This is a genomic window from Cupriavidus consociatus (assembly GCF_017814975.1).
Taxonomy (GTDB): Bacteria; Pseudomonadota; Gammaproteobacteria; order Burkholderiales; family Burkholderiaceae; genus Cupriavidus; species Cupriavidus consociatus.
The window spans coordinates 147,569-168,230 of sequence record NZ_JAGIQA010000013.1; the positions used below are offsets into that span (position 1 = coordinate 147,569).

General features: G+C 67.3%; 20 protein-coding genes. 14 read left to right on the forward strand and 6 right to left on the reverse strand.

What is annotated here, in order from left to right; translation table 11 throughout:
• Positions 1-118 precede the first annotated feature (118 nt).
• The 6 genes from J8I82_RS19015 to J8I82_RS19040 all read left to right on the forward strand — a co-directional run bounded on the left by J8I82_RS19015 (position 119) and on the right by J8I82_RS19040 (position 7,042).
• Positions 119-1,324, forward strand: a complete 1,206-nt coding sequence (locus J8I82_RS19015) for a DUF4382 domain-containing protein (protein ID WP_284183093.1) — start codon at positions 119-121, stop codon at positions 1,322-1,324.
• Positions 1,325-1,564: 240 nt separating this feature from the next.
• Positions 1,565-2,476 carry a DUF72 domain-containing protein gene (locus tag J8I82_RS19020; RefSeq protein WP_209760238.1) on the forward strand — a complete coding sequence of 304 codons (912 nt, stop codon included), beginning with the start codon at positions 1,565-1,567 and terminating at the stop codon, positions 2,474-2,476.
• 22 nt (positions 2,477-2,498) lie between these two features.
• A complete protein-coding gene (gene dbpA, locus J8I82_RS19025; RefSeq protein WP_209760240.1) occupies positions 2,499-3,920 on the forward strand; it encodes an ATP-dependent RNA helicase DbpA in 1,422 nt (473 codons plus the stop codon).
• Positions 3,921-4,075: 155 nt separating this feature from the next.
• A complete protein-coding gene (locus J8I82_RS19030) occupies positions 4,076-4,516 on the forward strand; it encodes a CBS domain-containing protein (protein ID WP_209760242.1) in 441 nt (146 codons plus the stop codon).
• Positions 4,517-4,788: 272 nt separating this feature from the next.
• Positions 4,789-6,342: an MDR family MFS transporter gene (locus J8I82_RS19035; protein WP_209760244.1), complete on the forward strand. Its 1,554-nt coding sequence runs from the start codon at positions 4,789-4,791 to the stop codon at positions 6,340-6,342.
• An 82-nt stretch (positions 6,343-6,424) separates the two neighbouring features.
• The gene (locus J8I82_RS19040; protein WP_209760246.1) at positions 6,425-7,042 is read left to right on the forward strand and encodes a glutathione peroxidase; all 618 of its coding nucleotides are present in this window, start codon (positions 6,425-6,427) and stop codon (positions 7,040-7,042) included.
• Between the two features lie 22 nt (positions 7,043-7,064).
• Here the strand turns inward: J8I82_RS19040 and gstA are convergent, their stop codons facing one another.
• The 3 genes from gstA to J8I82_RS19055 all read right to left on the reverse strand — a co-directional run bounded on the left by gstA (position 7,065) and on the right by J8I82_RS19055 (position 10,133).
• Positions 7,065-7,691: a glutathione transferase GstA gene (gene gstA / locus J8I82_RS19045; protein WP_209760248.1), complete on the reverse strand. Its 627-nt coding sequence runs from the start codon at positions 7,689-7,691 to the stop codon at positions 7,065-7,067.
• 326 nt (positions 7,692-8,017) lie between these two features.
• Complete coding sequence (locus J8I82_RS19050) at positions 8,018-8,746, reverse strand: maleate cis-trans isomerase family protein (RefSeq protein ID WP_209760250.1); 729 nt, start codon at positions 8,744-8,746, stop codon at positions 8,018-8,020.
• An 88-nt stretch (positions 8,747-8,834) separates the two neighbouring features.
• Positions 8,835-10,133: an MFS transporter gene (locus J8I82_RS19055; protein WP_029047812.1), complete on the reverse strand. Its 1,299-nt coding sequence runs from the start codon at positions 10,131-10,133 to the stop codon at positions 8,835-8,837.
• A gap of 187 nt (positions 10,134-10,320) precedes the next feature.
• On the opposite strand from J8I82_RS19055, the gene J8I82_RS19060 reads away from it, so the two are divergent.
• From J8I82_RS19060 to J8I82_RS19070, 3 genes are all read left to right on the forward strand, one after another.
• A complete protein-coding gene (locus J8I82_RS19060) occupies positions 10,321-11,040 on the forward strand; it encodes a GntR family transcriptional regulator (protein ID WP_209760252.1) in 720 nt (239 codons plus the stop codon).
• 24 nt (positions 11,041-11,064) lie between these two features.
• Complete coding sequence (locus J8I82_RS19065) at positions 11,065-11,913, forward strand: fumarylacetoacetate hydrolase family protein (protein ID WP_209760254.1); 849 nt, start codon at positions 11,065-11,067, stop codon at positions 11,911-11,913.
• A gap of 300 nt (positions 11,914-12,213) precedes the next feature.
• On the forward strand, positions 12,214-13,437 hold the full coding sequence (locus J8I82_RS19070) for a M20 aminoacylase family protein (protein ID WP_209760256.1): 1,224 nt from the start codon (positions 12,214-12,216) through the stop codon (positions 13,435-13,437).
• Positions 13,438-13,609: 172 nt separating this feature from the next.
• Here J8I82_RS19070 and J8I82_RS19075 read toward each other — a convergent pair whose 3' ends face one another.
• Positions 13,610-14,485: an AraC family transcriptional regulator gene (locus tag J8I82_RS19075; RefSeq protein WP_209760259.1), complete on the reverse strand. Its 876-nt coding sequence runs from the start codon at positions 14,483-14,485 to the stop codon at positions 13,610-13,612.
• A gap of 128 nt (positions 14,486-14,613) precedes the next feature.
• Here J8I82_RS19075 and J8I82_RS19080 point away from each other — a divergent pair, with 128 nt between their 5' ends.
• Positions 14,614-15,855, forward strand: a complete 1,242-nt coding sequence (locus J8I82_RS19080) for an MFS transporter (protein WP_209760261.1) — start codon at positions 14,614-14,616, stop codon at positions 15,853-15,855.
• A gap of 38 nt (positions 15,856-15,893) precedes the next feature.
• Here the strand turns inward: J8I82_RS19080 and J8I82_RS19085 are convergent, their stop codons facing one another.
• Complete coding sequence (locus tag J8I82_RS19085; protein WP_280907599.1) at positions 15,894-16,454, reverse strand: MarR family winged helix-turn-helix transcriptional regulator; 561 nt, start codon at positions 16,452-16,454, stop codon at positions 15,894-15,896.
• A gap of 87 nt (positions 16,455-16,541) precedes the next feature.
• Here J8I82_RS19085 and J8I82_RS19090 point away from each other — a divergent pair, with 87 nt between their 5' ends.
• The 3 genes from J8I82_RS19090 (at position 16,542) to J8I82_RS19100 (ending at position 18,947) form a co-directional block, all read left to right on the forward strand.
• The gene (locus J8I82_RS19090; RefSeq protein WP_245179888.1) at positions 16,542-17,468 is read left to right on the forward strand and encodes an EamA family transporter; all 927 of its coding nucleotides are present in this window, start codon (positions 16,542-16,544) and stop codon (positions 17,466-17,468) included.
• 106 nt (positions 17,469-17,574) lie between these two features.
• Positions 17,575-17,850 (forward strand): hypothetical protein, encoded by a 276-nt coding sequence (locus tag J8I82_RS19095; protein WP_245179889.1) that lies wholly within the window; start codon positions 17,575-17,577, stop codon positions 17,848-17,850.
• Between the two features lie 110 nt (positions 17,851-17,960).
• Positions 17,961-18,947 (forward strand): Bug family tripartite tricarboxylate transporter substrate binding protein, encoded by a 987-nt coding sequence (locus tag J8I82_RS19100; RefSeq protein ID WP_209760263.1) that lies wholly within the window; start codon positions 17,961-17,963, stop codon positions 18,945-18,947.
• Positions 18,948-18,963: 16 nt separating this feature from the next.
• Here the strand turns inward: J8I82_RS19100 and J8I82_RS19105 are convergent, their stop codons facing one another.
• On the reverse strand, positions 18,964-19,644 hold the full coding sequence (locus tag J8I82_RS19105) for a response regulator transcription factor (RefSeq protein WP_209760402.1): 681 nt from the start codon (positions 19,642-19,644) through the stop codon (positions 18,964-18,966).
• 301 nt (positions 19,645-19,945) lie between these two features.
• On the opposite strand from J8I82_RS19105, the gene J8I82_RS19110 reads away from it, so the two are divergent.
• Positions 19,946-20,653 carry a response regulator transcription factor gene (locus tag J8I82_RS19110; RefSeq protein WP_209760265.1) on the forward strand — a complete coding sequence of 236 codons (708 nt, stop codon included), beginning with the start codon at positions 19,946-19,948 and terminating at the stop codon, positions 20,651-20,653.
• Positions 20,654-20,662: the final 9 nt, after the last annotated feature.

Consider the following 20,662-nt stretch of genomic DNA (forward strand, 5'->3'; position numbering starts at 1 on the left):
GGGCGCCATGCAGCGTGTGAGGCGAAGATTCTTTACAACGCTTTACAAAGGCTTACACCGGTTAAGCGTTTCGCAACATATTCTCCGATCACCCCACAACAACAAGCGGAGAGACACCGTGCTGAACCTTTCTCACACATCCACGCCGCTGCGCATCCTGGCACTGAGCGGCGCCCTCGCGCTGGCCGCCTGCGGTGGCGGCGGCGGCGATGATTCCGGTGGTGGCCAGGGGACGCTGCAGGTCTCGATGACCGATGCGCCCGCCTGCGGCTATGACCATGTCTTCGTGACCGTCAACAAGGTGCGTGTGCACAGCAACGCCAACGCCGAGCCCGGCGCCGGCGGCTGGGTCGATATCGACGTGGTGCCTGCGCGCAGGATCGACCTGCTGTCGCTGACCAACGGCGTGCTGACCACGCTGGGCCAGACCGTGCTGTCGGCCGGCAACTATCAACAGGTACGGCTGGTGCTCGATGCGAACCGCGGGGGCGGTTCCGGCGCGCTGGCCAACTCGGTGGTGCCGACCGGCGGTACCGAGCAGCCGCTGGATACGCCCAGCGCGGTGCAGTCCGGCATCAAGATCAACCGCTCGTTCTCGGTCGCGTCCGGCACGCTGACCGACCTGGTGCTGGATTTCGATGCGTGCAAGTCGGTGGTGACGCGCGGCAATGGCACCTACGGCCTGAAGCCGGTGGTGACGGCGATCCCCACGGTGGTCAGTGGCGCGGTCACCGGCGTGGTCGCGTCGGCGCCTGGCGCGCGCGTCTATGCCGAGCGCAACGGCGTGGTGGTGAAGGCTACGGTGGCGGATGCCAACGGCAACTTCACGCTGTCGCCGATCGAGCAGAGCAGCACCGCCGGCACGGTCGACGTGGTGGTGGTGCCAGGCGCCGCCAATGGCCGCGGCACGGGCATCGTGCGCAGCGTGCCGGTGGTGGCGCGCAGCAGCACGGTGATCTCGAATTCGGCATCGCCGATGTCGCTGCCAACTTCCACATACCGCCGCGTCTCGGGCACGGTTTCGCCGGCTTCGGCTGAAGCAACGCTGCGCGCGTTGCAACTGGTCAATGGCGGCACCTTCGAGATCGCCGCGACCGCCGCGGCCACCGATACCGGTGCCTACAGCCTGTACGCGACCGAGCCGGCGCTGCCGGTGGCCGCGCCGGTGATCGGCACTTACCAGGCTACGCTGCCGATTCCGCTGCAGCCCGATGGCGCCGCGGGCGGCAAGTACAGCGTGCAGGCCACCAGCAACAGCGGTGCGGTGGTGACGCAGCAGGTCGATGTGAATACCGCCGACGTGATCCAGAACCTGTCGTTCTGAGCGGGCCGGGTTAGCGGACCGGATTAGCGGACCGGATTAGCGGACCGGATTAGCGGACCGGATTAGCGGACCGGATTAGCGGACCGGATTAGCGGACCAGGTTGTCGGGGGACCAGCCGGAAGCAGGCGCAAGCCTGCTTCCGGCTTCTTCGTTTCCGGCGCCCTGCCCGGTTCGGCATGGCGCCCGCTGGCCGCGGTTTCCCGCTAGACTTGCATTCTCGCGTCCCGGGAGATCGCGTCATGGCAGCACGCACCGCGGCCAAGTCCGCACCTACGCCAGCAGCTGGGCCAGCCTCTGCGCGGACTGCGCCGCCAGCAGCGCGGCGCAAGTCCGGCGGCCTGTTCCGGGTCGGCATCGGCGGCTGGAATTTCGCAGCATGGCGCGACAATTTCTATCCGGCAAAGCTGCCACAAGCGCGCGAACTGGCCTATGCCAGCCGGCACCTCAGCGCGATCGAAATCAACAGCACTTATCACGGCACGCAGAAACGTTCGTCGTTTATCAAGTGGCGTGATGAAACGCCGGACGATTTCGTGTTCGCAGTGAAGGCGTCGCGCTTTGCCACCAACCGGCGCGTGCTGGCGGAATCGGCCGAGTCGATCGAACGCTTTATCGACAGCGGCGTTGCCGAACTGGGCTCCAAGCTCGGTCCACTGGTATGGCAGTTCGCGCCGACCAAGCAGTTCGATGCGGAGGATTTCGAGGGTTTCCTGCAACTGCTGCCGGCTTCCGTCGAAGGGGTGAAACTGCGCCATGTGCTCGAGGTGCGGCATGACAGCTTCATGTCGCCGGACTACCTGAAGCTCGCGCGCAAGTACAAGGCCGCCACGGTGTTCACCGATTCGCCGAAATTCCCGTCGATGGCGGACCTGACCGCGGATTTTGTCTACGCGCGCCTGATGGAAAGCAGCGAGAAGCTGAAGACCGGCTATGGTCCCAAGGCGCTCGACGAATGGGCCGAACGCGCGCAGTCGTGGGCGCGGGGCGCGCAGCCGGCCGACCTGCCCGTGCTCGAAGACCGCAAGCCGGCCGCACGCAAGCGCGAGGTCTTTGTCTTTTTCATCAACGGCGCCAAGGAACGCGCGCCGGCCGCCGCGCAGGCGCTGCTGGAGCGGCTGGGCTGGACGCCGCCCGCCGACGCGGATGCCTGACGCCGGATCGCTATAATCCCGCATGAACTCGACCCCTGTCCAAGCACCCCCGCAGCCGCAAGCCGGCCCCGCTTTTTCCACCCTTCCGCTGTCGTCCGCCATGCTCGCCACGCTGGCGCAGCTCGGCTATGACGAGATGACGCCGATCCAGGCGGCCAGCCTGCCGATCACTTTGGCTGGCCACGACCTGGTGGCGCAGGCCAAGACCGGCAGCGGCAAGACCGCGGCGTTCGCGCTGGCGCTGCTGAACCGGCTCGATCCGCGCCGCTTCGACGTGCAGGCCATGGTGCTGTGCCCCACGCGCGAGCTGGCCGACCAGGTGACGCAGGAAATCCGCCGCCTCGCGCGCGCCGAAGAAAACATCAAGGTGCTGTCGTTGTGCGGCGGCTCGCCGATGCGCCCGCAGGTGGACAGTCTTATTCACGGCGCGCATATCGTGGTGGGCACACCGGGCCGCATTCTCGATCATATCGATCGCGGCAGCCTGGACCTGGCGGCGATCAACACGCTGGTGCTCGACGAAGCCGACCGCATGCTCGACATGGGCTTCTTCGACGATATCGCGTACGTCGCCAGCCGTTGCCCGAAAGAGCGCCAGACGTTGCTGTTCTCGGCGACGTATCCCGAAGGCATCGACAAGCTTGCCCACAAATTCCTGCGCAAGCCGCAATCGCTGAAGCTGGAAGCGACGCACGACAACACCACCATCCGCCAGCGCTTCTATGAAGTGGAAGAAGGCGAGCGCCTGGGCGCGGTGGGGCGGCTGCTCGACCATTTCCGCCCGGCCAGCACCCTGGCGTTCTGCAATACCAAGGCGCGCTGCCGCGAGCTGGTGGAGCTGCTGCGCGCGCAGGGCTACCAGGCACTGGCCCTGCATGGCGACCTGGAGCAGCGCGATCGCGACCAGGTGCTGGTGCAGTTCGCCAACCGCAGCTGCTCGGTGCTGGTTGCCACCGACGTGGCCGCGCGCGGGCTCGATATCGCGCAGCTGGAAGCGGTGATCAATGTCGAGATCACGCCCGATCCCGAGGTGCATGTGCACCGCATCGGCCGCACCGGTCGCGCGGACCAGGAGGGCTGGGCGTTCAGCCTGGTCAGCATGGACGAGATGGGGCGCGTGGGTAACCTCGAACAGCACCACGGCGGTGAATTCGAATGGCATGCGCTGGCCGAGCTGACGCCCGCGAGCAGCGAGCGGCTGTTGCCGCCAATGGTGACGCTGCAGATGCTTGGCGGCCGCAAGGAAAAGATCCGCCCCGGCGACATCCTGGGCGCGCTGACTGGCGAGGCCGGCTTCACCAAGGAGCAGATCGGCAAGATCAATGTGCTGGAGATGTCGACCTATATCGCGGTGGAGCGCAGCATCGGGCGCGAGGCGGTGAAGCGGCTCAATGCGGGCAAGGTGAAGGGCAAGAAGGTGAAGGTACGGCTGATGACGGAATAAGGAGTTTCGGCAGTAGTGGTTGCGCCACAACGTTGCTTACAAAGATTCGCGTAAGTCACCCTGTAAGCTGGCGCATTCCTTTGCTACTCTGTTTCCATTGGCCGCAAGGCAGGTAGCGCCAGCCGCATGATTTCTCGACGGAAGAGGAGTTGGTGATGAAAACTGCACGCCAGGTTCTGGAATCCAAGCCGACTCAGGCCATCTACAGCATCCCGCCGACGGCGACGGTCTATGCCGCGCTGCAGCTGATGGCCGAGAAAGGGATCGGCGCCCTGCTGGTGATCGAGCACGGGGACATCATGGGCATCCTGAGCGAGCGCGACTATGCGCGCAAGGTGATCCTGATGCAGCGCACTTCGCGCGAGACGCTGGTGCGCGACATCATGACCACCTCGGTGATCTATGTCAGCGCCGGCCAGAGCACCGATGAGTGCATGGCGCTGATGACCAAGCACCGGCTGCGCCACCTGCCGGTGATGGAGAACGAGGAGCTGGTCGGCATGCTGTCGATCGGTGACCTGGTGAAGGACATCATCTCCGAGCAGCAGTTCATCATCGAGCAGCTGGAGCATTACATCCATGGGGGTGGGCATTAGGCATTGATCGGGCTGGTGGTGGCGAATTGATGCGCCGGGCCTCTCCCCCGGCCCCTCTCCCGCGGGCGGGAGAGGGGAGAAAGCCGTAGGGGTTTGACGACACCCCCGTAGTCTCCCCTCAGCGCGATATGCGCTTACCGCATATAATTATGCGGTTACTGAATTACGGTCACTCCGCGGCGGCTCCCTGCCGTTCCTGGCGGACCTTCCGGCCGCCAATTCCCCTTCTCCATGTTTGTCTCGCGGCACTTTGCCGCGTACCCGTGTCTGCAATGTCGTCGTCCGCATCCGCCGCCCAAGCCATTCCAACGCCCGTCCATGACCATCGCGCCATCATGCGTGTGATCGGCGGCATCGTGCTGTGCATCCTGCTGGCGGCGCTGGACCAGACCGTGGTGATCCCGGCGGTGCCTGCCATCGCCAATGACCTGAACGGGTTTGGCCACCTGTCGTGGATCGTGACCGCGTACCTGATCGTGTCGACGGTGACTACGCCGCTGTACGGCAAGCTTTCCGACAGTTTCGGGCGGCGCCGCCTGCTGATGGTGGCGATCACGCTGTTCATCGGCGCCTCGGTGGCGTGCGCGCTCGCGCAGACGCTGGGGCAGCTGATCCTGTTCCGCGCGCTGCAGGGCGTGGGCGGCGGCGGGCTGATGTCGCTGGCGCAGGCGGCCATCGCCGACGTGGTCGCGCCGCGCCAGCGCGGGCGTTACCAGGGCTACCTGGCCACGGTGTGGGCGGTGGCTTCGATCGCGGGGCCGCTGGTGGGCGGCTGGGTGTCGGACCACATGTCGTGGCGCTGGCTGTTCTGGGTCAACGTGCCGCTGGGCCTGCTGGCGATGGTGATGTGCTATCGCGGCCTGGCGCTGCTGCCGCCGCGCGGCGGTAGCGCGCGCGTGGACTGGCTGGGCGCGCTGCTGCTGGCGGTGGCCATTGTCGCTTTCCTGCTGGCGATGAGCTGGGGTGGCGATGTCTATGACTGGCTGTCGCCGGAGCTGGCTGCACTGCTCGTCGCCGCGGCCGTGGCGGTGGCGCTGCTGGCGTGGCAGGAGCGCCGCGCCGCCGACCCGATGCTGCCGCCGCGGCTGTTTGCCAACCGCGCCTATGTGATGGGCGTGGCGGCATCGGCGCTGTCGGCGCTCAATATCTTCCTGTGCATCTTTGCGCTGCCGCTGCACTTCCAGCTGGTGCGAGGCGCCGATGCCTCGACCTCCGGCCTGCTGGTGATGCCGTTCCTGCTGGCGACGGTGGCGGGCAACTTTATCGTGGCCTGGGTCGCGCCGCGCGTGGGCCGTATGCGCGGCATCCTGACGGCGGGCTATGTCGCCGGCGCGCTCGGCCTGATCGTGCTGGCGCTGGTGACGCCGGCGGTGCCGCTGGGTGTTGTGCTGATGGCGATGGCGCTGGCCGGCGTTGGCCTGGGCATCACCATGGTGGCCACGCTGATGAGCGTGCAGAACGTGCTGGAGCGCCGCGATACCGGCGCCGGTACCGGCGCGCTGCTGGTGCTGCGCTCGCTCGGCAGCGCGCTGGGCGGGGCGCTGGCGGGTACGCTGCTGACGCTGGAATTCCGCCATGCGCTGGCGGCTTCGAGCGTGACGCAGGCGCTCGACCTCGGCGCGCTGCGCCATGGCAGCGAAGCCCTGGCGCAGTTGTCGCCGGCGGTGCAGCACGTGCTGGCGGGCGGCGTCGAGTCGGGCTTCCACCTGATCTTTGCGGTCGGTGCGGCCGCGTCGGTGCTGGCGCTGCTGATCGTGCGCAGCATGCCGGACCTGGAGCTGCGCGGCAGCGTCACCGAGCACGCGGCCACGCTGGCGATGGACTGAAGCGGCGGGCGGCAGCGGACACGTCATCGGCGTAGACTACGCGTACCCGATGCAGCGAGCCGCCCCCTGGAGCCCCGTCGCCATGTTCCGTCGTTCCCTGAATAGCTATTCCCTTGCCTTCGCCGCCGTGGCGCTCGCCGCGTCGGCACTGCTGCCCTCGCCTGCCCGCGCCGCCGACAAGCCGGCGGCGCCCGCTGCCACGACGCCGGCCGGCGCTTGCCCGGCATCGCTCAACTTCACCTTCCCGCGCCTGCAGGACGAAGCGCCGCAGAACCTGTGCCAGTACGCCGGCAAGGTGGTGCTGGTAGTCAACACGGCCAGCTATTGCGGCTTCACGCCGCAATATGAAGGCCTCGAAGCGCTGCACGCCAAATACAATGCGCGCGGCCTGGTGGTGCTGGGATTCCCGTCCAACGATTTCTCGCAGGAGCCGGGCTCGGAGAAGCAGATCGCAGACTTCTGCTACAACACCTACGGTGTCAAGTTCCCGATGCTGGGCAAGTCGCACGTGCGCGGCAGCGACGCCAACCCGATGTACGCGCTGCTGGCCAGACAGACCGGCACCACGCCAAAGTGGAACTTCTACAAATACCTGATCGGCCGCGACGGCAAGGTGGTGGCCAGCTATGACAGCCGCACCAGGCCGGACGACAAGGAACTGGTGGCGAAGATCGAATCGCTGCTCGGCGCGCAGCGCTGAGCAGCGCCCTGCGCCGGTCGGCTCAGTCGCGCACCAGCCCTTCGGCGCGCATCGCGTCCTGCACCGCGGGCCGTGCGGCCACGCGCGACAGGTATTGCTGCAGCGACGGGTACGCGCTCAGCGGCATCATCAGCATGCGCGCCCAGCCAAGGATGGTGAAGCAGTACGCATCGGCCACGGTGTAGCGCTCGCCCATCAGGTATTGGCGCGTTTGCAGATGGCGGTCGAGTTCGGCGAAGCGCGCCTGCAGTTTGGCCTTGCATGCCGCCTGCGTGTCCGGCGCGGTATCCTTGTGCCACAGCCACGGGCTGAATACCTTGTGCAGTTCCGTGGAGACCAGCGTCAGCCAGCCGTTGGCTTCCAGCCGCTCACGCGTGCCGGCAGCCGGCAGCAGGTTGCGTTCGGGCACGAGATCGGCGATGTACTGCAGCAGCGATGCCACTTCGGTATGGCGTGAGCCGTCGTCGAGCTGCAGCAGCGGCACGTACCCGCGCGGGTTGATGGCGTAGTAATCGTCGCTGCCGTGCTCGGGCTGCGCCAGCTTGTGATGCTGGAGGTCGACACGGGCCAGCGTGACGGGCAGGCCGGCTTCGCGCAGCGCGATGTGGACGGACATCGAGCATGCACCTGGGGAGTAGTAGAGCTTCATCGCGATCCTGTTTGGGGTTGGCTGGCCGCCACGCCATCGTGGGGCCGTGCGAGCAGTCTAGGATCGCGGGTTCGGTGCGGCAATGCGCGGGCGTGCGGAGGGGGATTGCAGATTTGCACAGCGTCTCGCCGTGCGATGGGGCGCTCCCCTCTCCCATTTATGGAGAAAGACCGGGGGTGGGGGTAAGCGTGTCTCCGGAGTGAGGCGGCGTCGTGCTTGCCATGCGCCGGCCCTCCCCCCTTGCCCCTCTCCCGCCAGCGGGAGAGGGGAGAAAACCTTCGGTGCGAGTATTGTCATCGCGCCGCAGGGTGTGGTGGTCTAACCGATCACTCCACTTCCCGGAACAACCGCCCCCACCCTTTCAGCTCGCGCGTATCCACGCCGCACAGGCGCAGCGATTTCCACACCACCGTCGAAATGGTGTCGTACAGCGGGATCCCCGTCTCGGCTTCAAGCTCCTCGGCCAGGTGCGCCGCACGCAGGTTGGTGCAGAACGTGGTGATCGCCTGCGGGCCGTGCTGGGCGAGGCCGCGCACCATCTCGCGGATGGTGTCCGCTTCGACCTCGGCAAAGCTGTAGTTCACGTGCAGGTCGAGGTGGCTTTCCGCCACGCAGTGAAAGCCGCTGCGTTCATAGTTGGCGATGATGCGCTGCTGCACGTCGTGCAGGTACGGCGTGGCCAGGCCGAAGTTGCGCGCACCGGTCTTTTCCAGGATTTCGTTGAGCGCCAGCACCGACGTGGTGGCCGGGATGCCGGTCGCCTCGGTGATCTGCCTGCACAGCGCTTCATCCTTGTCGAAGCCGAGCCAGCCGGACGAGGTGCCGTTCCAGGCGATGACGTCGACGCGCGCATCGGCCAGCAGGCTGGCGGCTGCCAGGATCTTGTCGAGGTTGAACTGCCCCAGCGCCTGGTCGCGCAGCGAGATCTCGGTCACGGTGAAGCGCGAGAAATGCGCGCTGACGTTGGGCAGGCCGGCAACCATCGCGCTGGTGATGGGCTCGAGCGCCGTGTTGGAAGACGGCGTGAGCATGCCGAGTCGGATTTGCTTGGTCATGTGTGGTCTTGGGAGTGGATGCGGGGACGGACGTTGCCGGTCCCCCGTTCGTCTTGGAATTCGATGATTCGATCCGCGAGGATCAGGATCAGACCGGAATCTTGGTCTCGTAGTCGATGGCGGTCGAGGCCAGCAGCAGGCCCACGCCAGCAGCGGCGAAGAACATCAGTGCCAGGAAGTACGAGCCGGTGAACTGCACGATCATGCCGACGATGATGGGCACGGTGATGCCGCCGATATTGCCGCCCAGGTTCATCACGCCGCCCAGGAAGCCGACCTTGTTGCGGGTGCCGAGCATCGACGGGACACACCAGAACAGGCCGCACCAGCGCAGGAAGAACAGCGTGGACGACAGCAGCACCACCACGATGATCGGGTCGCTGACATAGGCCACCGAGAAGATCGACGCCGTGGCCACCACCGCGGCAATGCCGAACAGCGTGCGCATCACCACGTTGGGACGGCCGCCCGCCTCTTTCCACTTGTCGGCGATCCAGCCGCCGATCAGTTCGCCGATAAAGCCGCTGAAGAAGATGATGAAGCTGGCGCCGCCCATCTGCTTGATGTCGAAGCCGTGGACCTTGTTCAGGTAGTTGGGCATCCACGTCAGCAGGCCGTAGAACACGGTGTTGAAGCACATCCAGCCGATCGCCATGCACCACACCGAGCGGTACTTGAAGAAATCGAGCGAGCGGCCCGACAGGTTGGCCGGTTCGGCGCGATGCTCGTTGGCCTGCGCTTCCTCGATGTAGCGCGCTTCCATTTCGTTCACGCCGCGGTGCTCGCGCGGGGAATTGCGTACGTAGTACCAGGCCATGAAGCCGGCCAGCACGGTGCCCACGCCGGCCACGATAAAGGCCAGGCGCCACGAGCCCAGCGAGGCGATCAGCCACGTGATGATGATCGCGCCGAGCGCCGCGCCCAGCGGCGCGCCGCCGTCAAGCAGCGTGGCGCCGCGGCCGCGTTCGTTCTGCGTCATCCAGATCGCATTGAGCTTGCCGCCGGCCGGGTAGATCGGCGCTTCGGCGGCGCCCAGGCCGAGCCGGGTCAGCATCAGTGACATGGCATTGGTGGTGAACGCCGCGATGGTCTGGGCGAGCCCCCAGAACACGGTGGCGCAGGCGATCACGATGCGGGGCTTGTACTTGTCGGCCAGCATGCCGCCCGGCACCTGCATCAGCGCGTAGGTCCAGAAGAACGAACTGAGAATCAGGCCCTGCATGGTGGGACTGAGGTCGAACTCCTTCGCGATCAGCGGCATGGCCACCGAAAGCGAGGCGCGATCGATGTAGTTGATCGCGATGAGGAACAGCATCATCAAAAAAATCTTCCAGCGCACGGAGGTCTTGGCCTCCGTCAACACCGTCGCCTGGCTTGTCGTTTGCATGGCGGCGTCTCCTTGTCTCGGTCCTTGGGTGGGCGGTTTTAATGGGTGTCGCGCAACAGGTCGGAGTATAAGATACGTAATCTGTAATTACAACGCTCGTAAGTTATTGATTTTACGATGTTGCGGATGCACAATTTTGGGATGTGATAGCCTTCTCGTGGTGCATTTCCCCAATCTGGTGACGTCTGTGACACAAACGCTTTCCCCAACTACGCGCCTGCGCACCCTCGGCATGTCCGCCGGCATCGCTGCCCGGCTGCGCACCATGATCGAAGAGGGCGAGTTGCCGCCCGGCGCCCGCATCGACGAACGCGCCTTCTGCGAGACCTTCGACGTCTCCAAGACGCCGCTGCGCGAGGCGCTCAAGGTGCTGGTCTCCGAGGGACTGGTGCTGCACCGGCAATACATCGGCTACCGCGTGGCGCCGCTCGACCTGGAGGAGTTGCGCGCCACCTTCGAGACCCTGCACGGGCTCGAGGCGCTGGCCGGCGAGCTGGCGGCGCAGCGGCTGGGCGACGCCGCCATGGCAAAGCTGGAGCGGCGCCACCAGGCCATGATCGACGCGCATGCCGCGGGGCGGCGCACCGACTATTTCCGCATCAACCAGGAAATCCACCAGCTCATCATCGACGGCGCGGCCAACCCGGTGCTGGCCGGCGTCTACGCCACGCTGATGAGCAAGGTCCACCGCGCGCGCGGCGCCGCCAATGCCGATATCCTGCGTTGGCAGGAGTCGCATGAGGAACATGAGGAAATCATGGCCGCGCTGCGCGAGCCTGGCAGGCCGCGCCTGGCGCAGGTGCTGCGCCGGCATTCCGAAAACACCGCGACCGAGGTGCTCGCCGTGGTGGCGGCTTCGCTGGCCGAGGCCGGGGCGCGCGACGCCGGCCTGAAGCATTCCGCCTGAATAATCCCAAGGAAGACAACGAAAATGAAACTGGTTCGAGTAGGCAATCCCGGCGCCGAGCGCCCTGGCGTGATCGATGCGGAGGGCCGCGTGCGCGACCTGAGCGGCGTGGTGGGCGAGATCGGCCCGGGCGAGCTGGCGCCCGCGGCGCTTGCGCGCTTGGCGCAGGTGGACGTGGCGGCGCTGCCTGTCATCGAAGGCGCGCGTTTCGGGGTGCCCTGGACGGGTATCGGCAAGATCGTGGCGATTGGCCTGAACTATGCCGATCACGCCGCCGAGGCCGGCATGCCGCTGCCGGCCGAGCCGATCGTGTTCCTGAAGGCCAACAGCTCGCTGAACGGGCCGGACGATGACGTGATGCTGCCGTTCGGCTCGGAGAAGACTGACTGGGAGGTGGAGCTTGGCGTGGTCATCGGCACGGTCGCGCGCAATGTCTCGCGCGAAGAGGCACTGAACCACGTGGCCGGCTACTGCGTGGTCAACGACGTGTCCGAGCGCGAGTTCCAGATCGAGCGCGGCGGTACCTGGGACAAGGGCAAGGGCTGCGACACCTTCTGCCCGGCCGGCCCGTGGCTGGTGACGCGCGATGAAGTGGCGGACCCGCAGGCGCTGGGCCTGTGGCTGGAGGTCAACGGCGAGCGCGTGCAGCGCGGCAGCACCGCGACCATGGTCTTCGACGTGGCGACCGTGGTCAGCTATGTCAGCCGCTTCATGACACTGCTGCCAGGCGACCTGATCGCGACCGGCACGCCGCCGGGCGTGGGCATGGGCTTCAAGCCGCCGCGCTTCCTGAAGGCGGGCGACACCATGCGCCTGGGCGTGGAAGGGCTCGGCGTGCAGAGCCAGCGCGTGGTCGCCTACGGCGAGCGCTGATCAAAACTCCCGGCGCAATCCGGACAGGGGGCGGCGTCACTCGACAAGGTGACGCCGTGACGCCGCCGTGCGTTGCGCAATGCTTCAACCCAGGTAAAAAGCGCCCGTTTCAATGGTTCCCCGTCGAAACGCTTTCACACAAAGCGTTGGGTTTCCATACAAAGCGTGCCGTGCGCGCAACGGTTCCGGTGCCGAAAACGACCGGATCGCATCGATTTACACGAAATCACACACTTGGCATTTCGCTTGCGTTTTCTGCGTGAAATACTGGTTATACAGTTTCGCCAGAGAGCAAACGTCATGTCAGAGCACGCCCCCGAGATCGAGTCCTACCTCGGTACCACACTCAAGCGCCGCTACTGCGGGCTGGCCGACACCCTGGACAGCCGCGCCGAACTTGAAGCGATCCGGCGCAACATTCACCAGAATCCCGAACTAGCTTTTGACGAGGTCCGTACTTCCGGCCTGGTTGCCAGCCTGCTGGAAGCGTGGGGCTTCACGGTCACGCGTGGCGTGGGCGGGACCGGCGTGGTCGGGACGCTGCAATGTGGCGAGGGCACGCGCAGTATCGGCATCCGCGCCGACATGGACGCGCTGCCGATCCACGAGCGCACAGGCCTGCCTTACGCCAGCGCCAATGCCGGCCGCATGCATGCCTGCGGCCACGATGGCCACACCGCGATCCTGCTCGGCGCGGCCCGGCAGCTGGCGCGTACGCGCAACTTCGACGGCACTGTCCACCTGATCTTCCAGCCGGCCGAGGAAATCGGCGCGGGCGGTGGCGCCGAGCGCATGCTGGCCGACGGGCTGTTCGAGCGCTTCCCGTGCGACGCGATCTTCGGCCTGCACAACCATCCGGGCGTGGAGCAGGGCACCTTCCTGTTCCGCTCGGGCCCGTTCATGGCGGCGTGCGACACCGTCACCATCACCATCCGAGGCAAGGGCGGTCATGCGGCGCGTCCGCACCAGTCGGTCGATCCGATCCTGGTGGCCGGCAGCCTGGTGATGGCGCTGCAATCGGTGGTGTCGCGCTTCGTGGACCCGAACGAGGCTGCGGTGGTGAGCATCGGCACGCTGCACGCCGGCCACGCACCCAATGTGATCCCGGACAGCGCGCGCATGGAGATCAGCGTGCGTTCGTTCAGCCCCGATGTGCGCGCTTCGCTGGAAAACCGCATCCGCCAGCTGGCGATTTCGCAGGCCGAGGGCTATGGCGCGGTGGCGGAGGTCGACTACGTGCGCGGTTATCCGGTGCTGGTGAACAGCGAGCGCGAGACCGAGTTTGCGCGCCAGGTGGCGGAGGAACTGGTCGGCGCCGACAAGGTGGTGTCGCAGGCCGCGCGCATCACGGGCAGCGAGGACTTTGCGTATTACCTGCAGCAGCGTCCGGGCTGCTTCGTGCGGCTGGGCAATGGTGCCAACCAGCCGCTGCTGCACAACGCGGGCTACGACTTCAACGACGAGAACCTGACAGTGGGGGCGGCGTACTGGACGCGGCTGGTGGAGCGGTATCTGGGGCGTTGAGCGGAGAAGGTTTTCCCCCCTCTCCCGCGCGCGGGAGAGGGGCCGGGGGTGAGGGCGTGCGTATGGCAAGCACGATGAGACCCAGTTCGTGGAGGCTCCGGCCCTCACCCCCATCCCTCTCCCACTTCGCGGGAGAGGGGAGCCCTCACGACGGCCGCCAGTGGTCGGTTTCCTACCGGAAGAACGCGCTCGGCGGCACGCCGAATTGCCGCCTGAACATCGTCGCGAACGCGCTGGGGCTGTCGTAGCCCAGGTCCAGCGCCACGTCGACCACCTTGCTGCCCGCGGCCAGCTTTTCCAGCGCCGCCAGCAGTCGCGCCTGCTGGCGCCATTGCCCGAAGGTCATGCCAGTCTCGCGCGCAAAGCGGCGCTGGATGGTCTTGGGATCCACACCCAGTTTTTCGCCCCAGTCCGCCAGTGTCAGCGCGGTGTCCGGTGTTTGCACGATCGCGTCGCAGATCTGGCGCAGGCCCGCGTCCATCGGGCGCGGCAGGTGCAGCGGCAGCGATGGCACCAGCAGGACTTCATCGAGCAGCAGCCGCATCAAACGCGCATCGCGCGTATCCGGTTCATAGGGCAGGGGGATATCAATCGCGGCCAGGATCAGCTCGCGTAGCAGTGGCGAGATGCCGAGCACGGTGCAGCGCTGCGGCAGGCCCGGCGCGGCATCCGGTCGGATATAAGCGGTGCGCATCTGCACGTGGCCGACCATGCGGATCCAGTGCATGGTGCCGCCCGGCATCCACATGCCGCGCGTGGGCGGCACGATCCACTGGCCTTCGTCGGTGGCCACCACCATGACGCCGTGCACTGCGTGGATCAGCTGCGCATGCGGGTGCTGGTGCCGCCTGGTCATTTCGCCGGGCAGGTAGTCCGCGGCCATCGCGGCGACCGGCATCGGGCTGCGGTCGTAGCGGACGTAGCGCGGGGGATCGCTGTAGGTGTCCCCCGGCGTGGCGGCGGAGGGCAGCGGCAGACCGCGGACACGCCGCCGGGCCGTGGAACCGGACGGGGCGGTGTCGTCGGGGGCACGAGGGGCGCGCGGCATGTCCTTTTCTCCAAGGTTGCGGACCCATTCTCGCAGGACAGGCGCGTGCGCGCCAGCTAGCATCCAGGCTCGCAGTCCTGTCTGGCCAGCGCCCCCGCTGGCCGCTTTCCGTTTGTCGAGAGCCGCCAATGAGCACAACCATCGACTCCGCGCCGTCCGGCGCCTCCGCTTCCAGCACGTCCACCACGCCGGCGCAGGCCGAACGCACCGGCTTCCGCGTGCTGTCGGCGATCAGCTTCGCCCACTTCCTCAACGACATGATCCAGTCGTTGATCCTGGCGATCTACCCGATGCTCAAGGGTGGCTTTAACCTGAGCTTCACGCAGATCGGGCTGCTGACCATGACGTACCAGGTCACCGCCTCGCTGCTGCAGCCGGTGGTCGGCCTGTACACCGACAAGCATCCCAGGCCGCATTCGCTGGCGGTGGCGATGGCCTTCACGCTCGGCGGCCTGCTGCTGCTGTCGGTGGCGCCGACCTACGGCGTGCTGCTGGTGGCGGCGGCGCTGGTCGGCACCGGCTCGTCGATCTTCCATCCCGAGTCGTCGCGCGTCGCGCGCATGGCGTCGGGAGGCCGGCACGGGCTGGCGCAATCGATCTTCCAGGTCGGCGGCAACGGCGGGAGTGCCATGGGGCCGCTGCTGGCGGCGCTGATCGTGCACCAGCAGGCCAGCCTGGCGTGGTTCTCGCTGGCGGCGCTGGTGGGCATCGTGGTGCTGTGGCGCATCGGCGGCTGGTATGCGCGCCAGCTGGCGCAGGGCGCGCGCAAGCGCAAGGCCGCTGGCGCCGCGGCCAGCCCGGTGCCGACGCGCGTGGTGATGCGGGCGTTGCTGGTGCTGATGGTGCTGGTGTTCTCCAAGTACTTCTACATGGCCAGCCTGACCTCGTACTACACCTTCTACCTGATGGAGCGCTTCGGGCTGGCGCAGCAGAACGCCCAGCTGCACCTGTTCCTGTTCCTGTTCGCGGTGGCGGCGGGCACCATCCTCGGCGGTCCGATCGGCGACCGCATCGGGCGCAAGCGCGTGATCTGGGCATCGATCCTTGGCGTGGCGCCGTTCACGCTGCTGCTGCCGCACGTGGGCCTGGCCTGGACCACGGTGCTGACCTTCATCATCGGCTTTATCCTGGCCTCGGCGTTCTCGGCGATCCTGGTGTTCGCGCAGGAACTGATCCCCGGCAAGGTCGGCATGGTGTCGGGGCTGTTCTTCGGCTTTGCCTTCGGCATGGGCGGCATTGGCGCCGCGGTGCTGGGCGGGATGGCGGATACGCATGGCATCCGCGCGGTGTATGAGTACTGTGCCTACCTGCCGCTGCTGGGGCTGCTGACGGTGTTCCTGCCGGACCTGCGCGAGCGCGCTCACGCCTGACACGGCTGGCTTCCCGGGGGCTCCGGGGCAGCCAGAACTCAGGCGTCGCTGGTCTCGCCGTCGCCAGGCGGCGGTTCGAACTGGCGCAGCCAGCGCCGCAGCAATGTGGCCAGCTGGGCTCGTTCCGTGGTGTTGAGTGCCTCCACCAGGCGGTGCTCGTTCTCGACGTGTACTGCCACCGCATGATCGATGCGCTCGCGCCCGGCGTCGGTCAGTTCCACCAGCAGGCCGCGCCGGTCGTCCGGGTTGGGGCGGCGGCGCACCAGGCCCGCGCGCTCCAGGTGATCGAGCCGGTTGGTCATGGTGCCGGACGTGATCATCAGCGAGCCGATCAGCGCGCCCGGCGACAGCGCAAACGGCGGGCCGGAGCGCCGCAGCGTCGCCAGGACATCGAATTCCCACGGCTGCAGCGCCGTTTCCGCCAGCGCGGACTCGATCGACTTGCCGGTATGCCGGTTGAGCCGGCCCACGCGGCCAATCAGGCCCATCGGCGAGGCATCCAGGTCAGGGCGTTCGCGCGCCCATTGGGCGAGGATGGTGTCGACATGGTCTGGCAAGTCGTCGGGGATGGGTGGCTGGGGTTTGCGGCGGGCTGGCATCGGCATATTCAGGCAGGGACGGAAGTATCTTGACATCAAACGATCTGCTTCGTAAAGTGGATTTATCTTGATATCAAGAAACTTGAAATGAAGACGAATGGTTCTACCACCGCTTCTGCCGGCGTAACTTCTGCGGCTCCGGCGTATCCCGCATCCGGCGGGCTGCCGCTGCGGGACATCCTGCTCACCGGCCTGGCGCCAGCGATCTGGGGCAGCACCTACCTCGTCACCAGCCAGTGGCTGCCGCCGGGCCAGCCGCTGCTGTCCGGCGTGATCCGCGCGCTGCCGGCCGGGCTGCTGATGCTGGCCTGGGGCCGCACCTTGCCTGCGGGCAGTTGGTGGTGGCGGGCGGCGGTGCTGGGCGTGCTCAATATCGGCTTCTTCCAGGCGATGCTGTTTATCGCCGCGTACCGCTTGCCCGGCGGCGTGGCCGCCACCGTTGGCGCGATTCAGCCGCTGATCGTGGTGGTGCTGGCCTGGGCCTGGCTGGGCGCGCGCCCCCGCACCACGGCCTGGCTGGCAGGCGTGGGCGGGTTGCTGGGGGTGGCGCTGCTGGTGCTGGGGCCGGCGGCGCGGCTCGACGCCATCGGCGTGGCCGCGGCGGCCGCGGGTGCGGCATCGATGGCGGTGGGCACGGTGCTGACGCGGCGCTGGCAGCCGCCGCACTCCCCGCAATCGCCGCTGGTGCTGACCGCGTGGCAGCTGTGCGCGGGTGGCCTGTTCCTGCTGCCGTTCGCACTGGCGCTGGAGCCGCTGCCCGGGCATTTCACGCTGGCCAACTGGCTGGGCTATGGCTGGCTGAGCATCGTCGGCGCTGGCGTGACCTATGCGCTGTGGTTCCGCGGGGTGGGGCGCATGCCGTCGTCGGCGGTGTCGGCGCTGGGCCTGTTGAGCCCGGTCAGCGCCACCGTGCTTGGCTTCCTGGTGCTGGGGCAGGCGCTGACCGCGGTGCAGGCGGTCGGGGCGTTGCTGGTGCTGGCGAGTGTCTGGCTGGGGCAGCGCGCGGCAAACTGAGTGCATGGGCACCGCCGCGGCCGCGGCGGACTGCTGCCAACCGGCGTTTTGCGGCATCATGGCGGGCATGAAGTCCGCCGTGCCCACGATGCTCCCGCAGCCCCCGATGACTCCGGTCACCTCCCAACCTGTCCCGACGCCGTCCAACGCGACGCCGGCCTGCGAACGCTGCCTGGAGCTTGCCGCCGATCCACGCCGGCGTGAGCCGCCTGCTTGCCTGGCGCTGCGAAATACCGCGCCGCTGGTCAGCCAGAGCGCCGCGGGCGTCCCGTTCAGCATGCTGACCTTTGCCTGCCGCGACTGCGGCACGGTCTGGCGGCTCTATGACCGCGCCAACGAACTCTTTGTCTCCTGGGTACCGGAGCGCCCGCTGGTGCGCTGAGCATTGTTGAGCGCGCAACCGATCGGCTAAGATTGCGGCTGTCGCGCGCCGGCTGGCAGCTCTGCCCGGCGAAGGCGCGCCCCGGACTCTCTCCCCGTATTCCCGACACCATGGACTTCCCCTTCCGCCCGACCCTGCTGGCAGCCACCGTTGCCGCCGGCCTGCTGGCCGCCGCTCTGCCTGCAGCCGCCGCCGACAACTACCCCAGCCGCCCGATCCGGCTGATCGTCGCCTATCCCACCGGCGGCATCAGCGACACCGTGGCGCGCGCGCTCGGCGAGCGCCTGTCGGCGCAGATGGGCACCTCGGTGGTGGTCGAGAACAAGGCCGGCGCCGGCGGCAGCATTGGCATCGACACCGTCGCCAAGGCGGCGCCGGACGGCTATACGCTCGGCTTCGCCTCGACCAGCCCGCTGACGCTGAACCCGCATGTCGGCCATGTCAACTACGATCCGCAGAAGGACGTGGCACCGGTGATGAGCGTGATGTACTCGCCGGTGCTGGTGATCGCCACCAATGGCTTCAGCGGCAAGGGCTTCGCCGACGTGGTCGGCCACGCCCTTGCCAGGCCGGGCTCGGTGCGCTGGGCGACTTCGGGACTGGGTACGGTCGGCCATGTAGTGCTGGAACAAATCAGGCAGAAGTCGAAGGCCGACATCACGCTGATCCCGTACAAGGGCGCTGGCCAGCAGATGAACGATGCGCTCGGTGGCCAGTTCGAGGTGATGAGCACCAACGCCAGCCCGGCGCTGACCCAGCATATGCAGGCCGGCCGCCTGCGCGCGCTGGCGGTCGGCGCGCCCAGGCGCCTGGAAAGCCTGCCGCAGGTGCCGACGCTGGCGGAGCTGGGCTACCCCAAGGCCAACCTGACTTCGACCTTCGGCATCTTCGCGCCGGGCAAGACTCCCACGGCGATCATCGACCGCCTGAATGCCGAGCTGAACAAGGCACTCGCCGAACCGGAAGTCCACGAGCGCCTGCTCAAGGGCGGCGAGGTGCCGACCGGCGGCACCGCGGCGCAATTCGGCAAGGCGATCCGCGAGGAGTACGCGGAGAACGCACGCATCGTCAAGGAAGCGAGCATCAAGGCGGACTGATCCGGCCACGGCCGGCTCAGGCGGTATCGAGCCGGCACCCCAGCCCATAGACCGACGACAGCCGCACGCCGTTGTGCGGCCACAGCGACAGCTTGGTGCGTACGCGCGACAGATGGCTGTCGACCGTGCGCGAGGTCGGCTCGATGTGGTAGCGCCACACCTCGTCGACCATGGTCTGGCGCGGTACCACGCTGCCGAGATTCCGGAACAGCAGCACGGCCAGGTCGAACTCCTTCGGCGCCAGCGGCACCGGTCTGCCATGCACCCAGGCACGCCGCTCGGAGGGGGCGAAGCGGAACGCGCCATGCGCCACGTCGCAGGCTTGCGTGGACAGCCGCGCTTGCCGCAGCAGCGCCTGCACGCGCGCAGCCAGCTCGCCCAGCCGCAGCGGCCCCGGCAGGTAGCTGTCGGCGCCCTGCGCAAAGCAGGCCGCGACAAAGTCCACTTCATTCGAGCCGCCGGTCAGCATCACCGGCAGGTCATGGCCCAGCGAGCGCCGCACCCACGCCAGCACGTCCAGCGCCGGGATTCCCGGCGTTTCGCAATCGAGGATGAGCAAGTCGAACGGCTCGGCGTGCAGCGCGCCCAGCAGCGTGCGGCCATTGAGGTAGCGCCGGCACTGGTGGCCGTTCAGGCGCAGGGTCTGTTCGATGCGGATGGCGAGGGTCGGATCGGCCTGCAGCGAGGCAATCTTCACGGTCATGGCTCCTGCCGGGGCGGTGCCGCCGGCAAAGAATGCGGGCAGGGAATAGGAATGCGGGAATGCGCGAATGCGGGAACGCTGATGCAAACATGGCTGTGCCACACGGCACCGGCTGCCCGGCACCCCGGCGAAGCCATGTTATGGGCACGGTGCTGAAGCAAGAAGTAAAAGATTGTTGAAAGCCCGAATTGAGGTCTTTCCTATTCGTCCCGCCGGTCGCGCGGTCTTAAATGAGCCGCTACGGCCGGCAGCCACGGTGCGCTGCATGGCCGGCAAACGTCGCCGGAGACCACATATGGGAAAGAAGATTGCATCGCTAGAAGACGCGCCCGCCGATGCGGCAATGATCCGCCGGATCATCGCCGGCGGCGGGCATGAATGCGTGACCTTCACCGAAAGCCGCAAGCTGCTGCTGGCGCTGCGCAACGCGTGCTTCGACCTGTTGCTGCTCGACTGGTCGATGCCGGACCTGTCCGGGCGCGAGGTGCTGGCATGGGTGCGCACGCATCTCGACCGGCGCGTGCCGGTGATGTTTCTCAGCGGGCGCGATGCCGAGCAGGACATCATCAGCGCGCTCGCCGCCGGCGCCGACGACTACATGGTCAAGCCGGTGCGTCCCGCCGAACTGTCGGCCCGCGTGGAAAGCCTGCTGCGGCGCGCCTACCCCCCGGTGCAATCGCCGCACGCGCCGCTGCGGCTGGGCGAATACGCCTTCGACTGCGCCATGCGCACGGCCACGTGCAACGGGCATCCCGTCTGCCTGACGCCCAAGGAGTTCGACCTCGCCGTGCTGTTGTTCCGCAACGAAGGCCGCATTGTCACGCGCGACCATATCACCGCCGCGGTCTGGGGGCGCGAGATCTCGTCGCTGTCGCGCACCATCGATACCCATGTGTCGCGCGTGCGCAGCAAGCTCGGCCTGCAGGCGTCGCAGGCGCTGCGGCTGACGCCGGTCTACACGCATGGCTACCGGCTGGAACGGATCGAGCGCGCTGCAGCATGAGGGCAGCGC

What these genes read in the sequence shown, in the direction of transcription:
- J8I82_RS19020 (WP_209760238.1), top strand. Translation starts at nt 1,565, where the DNA reads ATGGCAGCACGCACCGCGGCCAAGTCCGCACCTACGCCAGCAGCTGGG.
- dbpA (WP_209760240.1), top strand. Translation starts at nt 2,499, where the DNA reads ATGAACTCGACCCCTGTCCAAGCACCCCCGCAGCCGCAAGCCGGCCCC.
- J8I82_RS19030 (WP_209760242.1), top strand. Translation starts at nt 4,076, where the DNA reads ATGAAAACTGCACGCCAGGTTCTGGAATCCAAGCCGACTCAGGCCATC.
- J8I82_RS19035 (WP_209760244.1), top strand. Translation starts at nt 4,789, where the DNA reads ATGTCGTCGTCCGCATCCGCCGCCCAAGCCATTCCAACGCCCGTCCAT.
- J8I82_RS19040 (WP_209760246.1), top strand. Translation starts at nt 6,425, where the DNA reads ATGTTCCGTCGTTCCCTGAATAGCTATTCCCTTGCCTTCGCCGCCGTG.
- gstA (WP_209760248.1), bottom strand. Translation starts at nt 7,691, where the DNA reads ATGAAGCTCTACTACTCCCCAGGTGCATGCTCGATGTCCGTCCACATC.
- J8I82_RS19050 (WP_209760250.1), bottom strand. Translation starts at nt 8,746, where the DNA reads ATGACCAAGCAAATCCGACTCGGCATGCTCACGCCGTCTTCCAACACG.
- J8I82_RS19055 (WP_029047812.1), bottom strand. Translation starts at nt 10,133, where the DNA reads ATGCAAACGACAAGCCAGGCGACGGTGTTGACGGAGGCCAAGACCTCC.
- J8I82_RS19065 (WP_209760254.1), top strand. Translation starts at nt 11,065, where the DNA reads ATGAAACTGGTTCGAGTAGGCAATCCCGGCGCCGAGCGCCCTGGCGTG.
- J8I82_RS19070 (WP_209760256.1), top strand. Translation starts at nt 12,214, where the DNA reads ATGTCAGAGCACGCCCCCGAGATCGAGTCCTACCTCGGTACCACACTC.
- J8I82_RS19075 (WP_209760259.1), bottom strand. Translation starts at nt 14,485, where the DNA reads ATGCCGCGCGCCCCTCGTGCCCCCGACGACACCGCCCCGTCCGGTTCC.
- J8I82_RS19080 (WP_209760261.1), top strand. Translation starts at nt 14,614, where the DNA reads ATGAGCACAACCATCGACTCCGCGCCGTCCGGCGCCTCCGCTTCCAGC.
- J8I82_RS19085 (WP_280907599.1), bottom strand. Translation starts at nt 16,454, where the DNA reads ATGCCAGCCCGCCGCAAACCCCAGCCACCCATCCCCGACGACTTGCCA.
- J8I82_RS19090 (WP_245179888.1), top strand. Translation starts at nt 16,542, where the DNA reads ATGAAGACGAATGGTTCTACCACCGCTTCTGCCGGCGTAACTTCTGCG.
- J8I82_RS19095 (WP_245179889.1), top strand. Translation starts at nt 17,575, where the DNA reads ATGACTCCGGTCACCTCCCAACCTGTCCCGACGCCGTCCAACGCGACG.
- J8I82_RS19100 (WP_209760263.1), top strand. Translation starts at nt 17,961, where the DNA reads ATGGACTTCCCCTTCCGCCCGACCCTGCTGGCAGCCACCGTTGCCGCC.
- J8I82_RS19110 (WP_209760265.1), top strand. Translation starts at nt 19,946, where the DNA reads ATGGGAAAGAAGATTGCATCGCTAGAAGACGCGCCCGCCGATGCGGCA.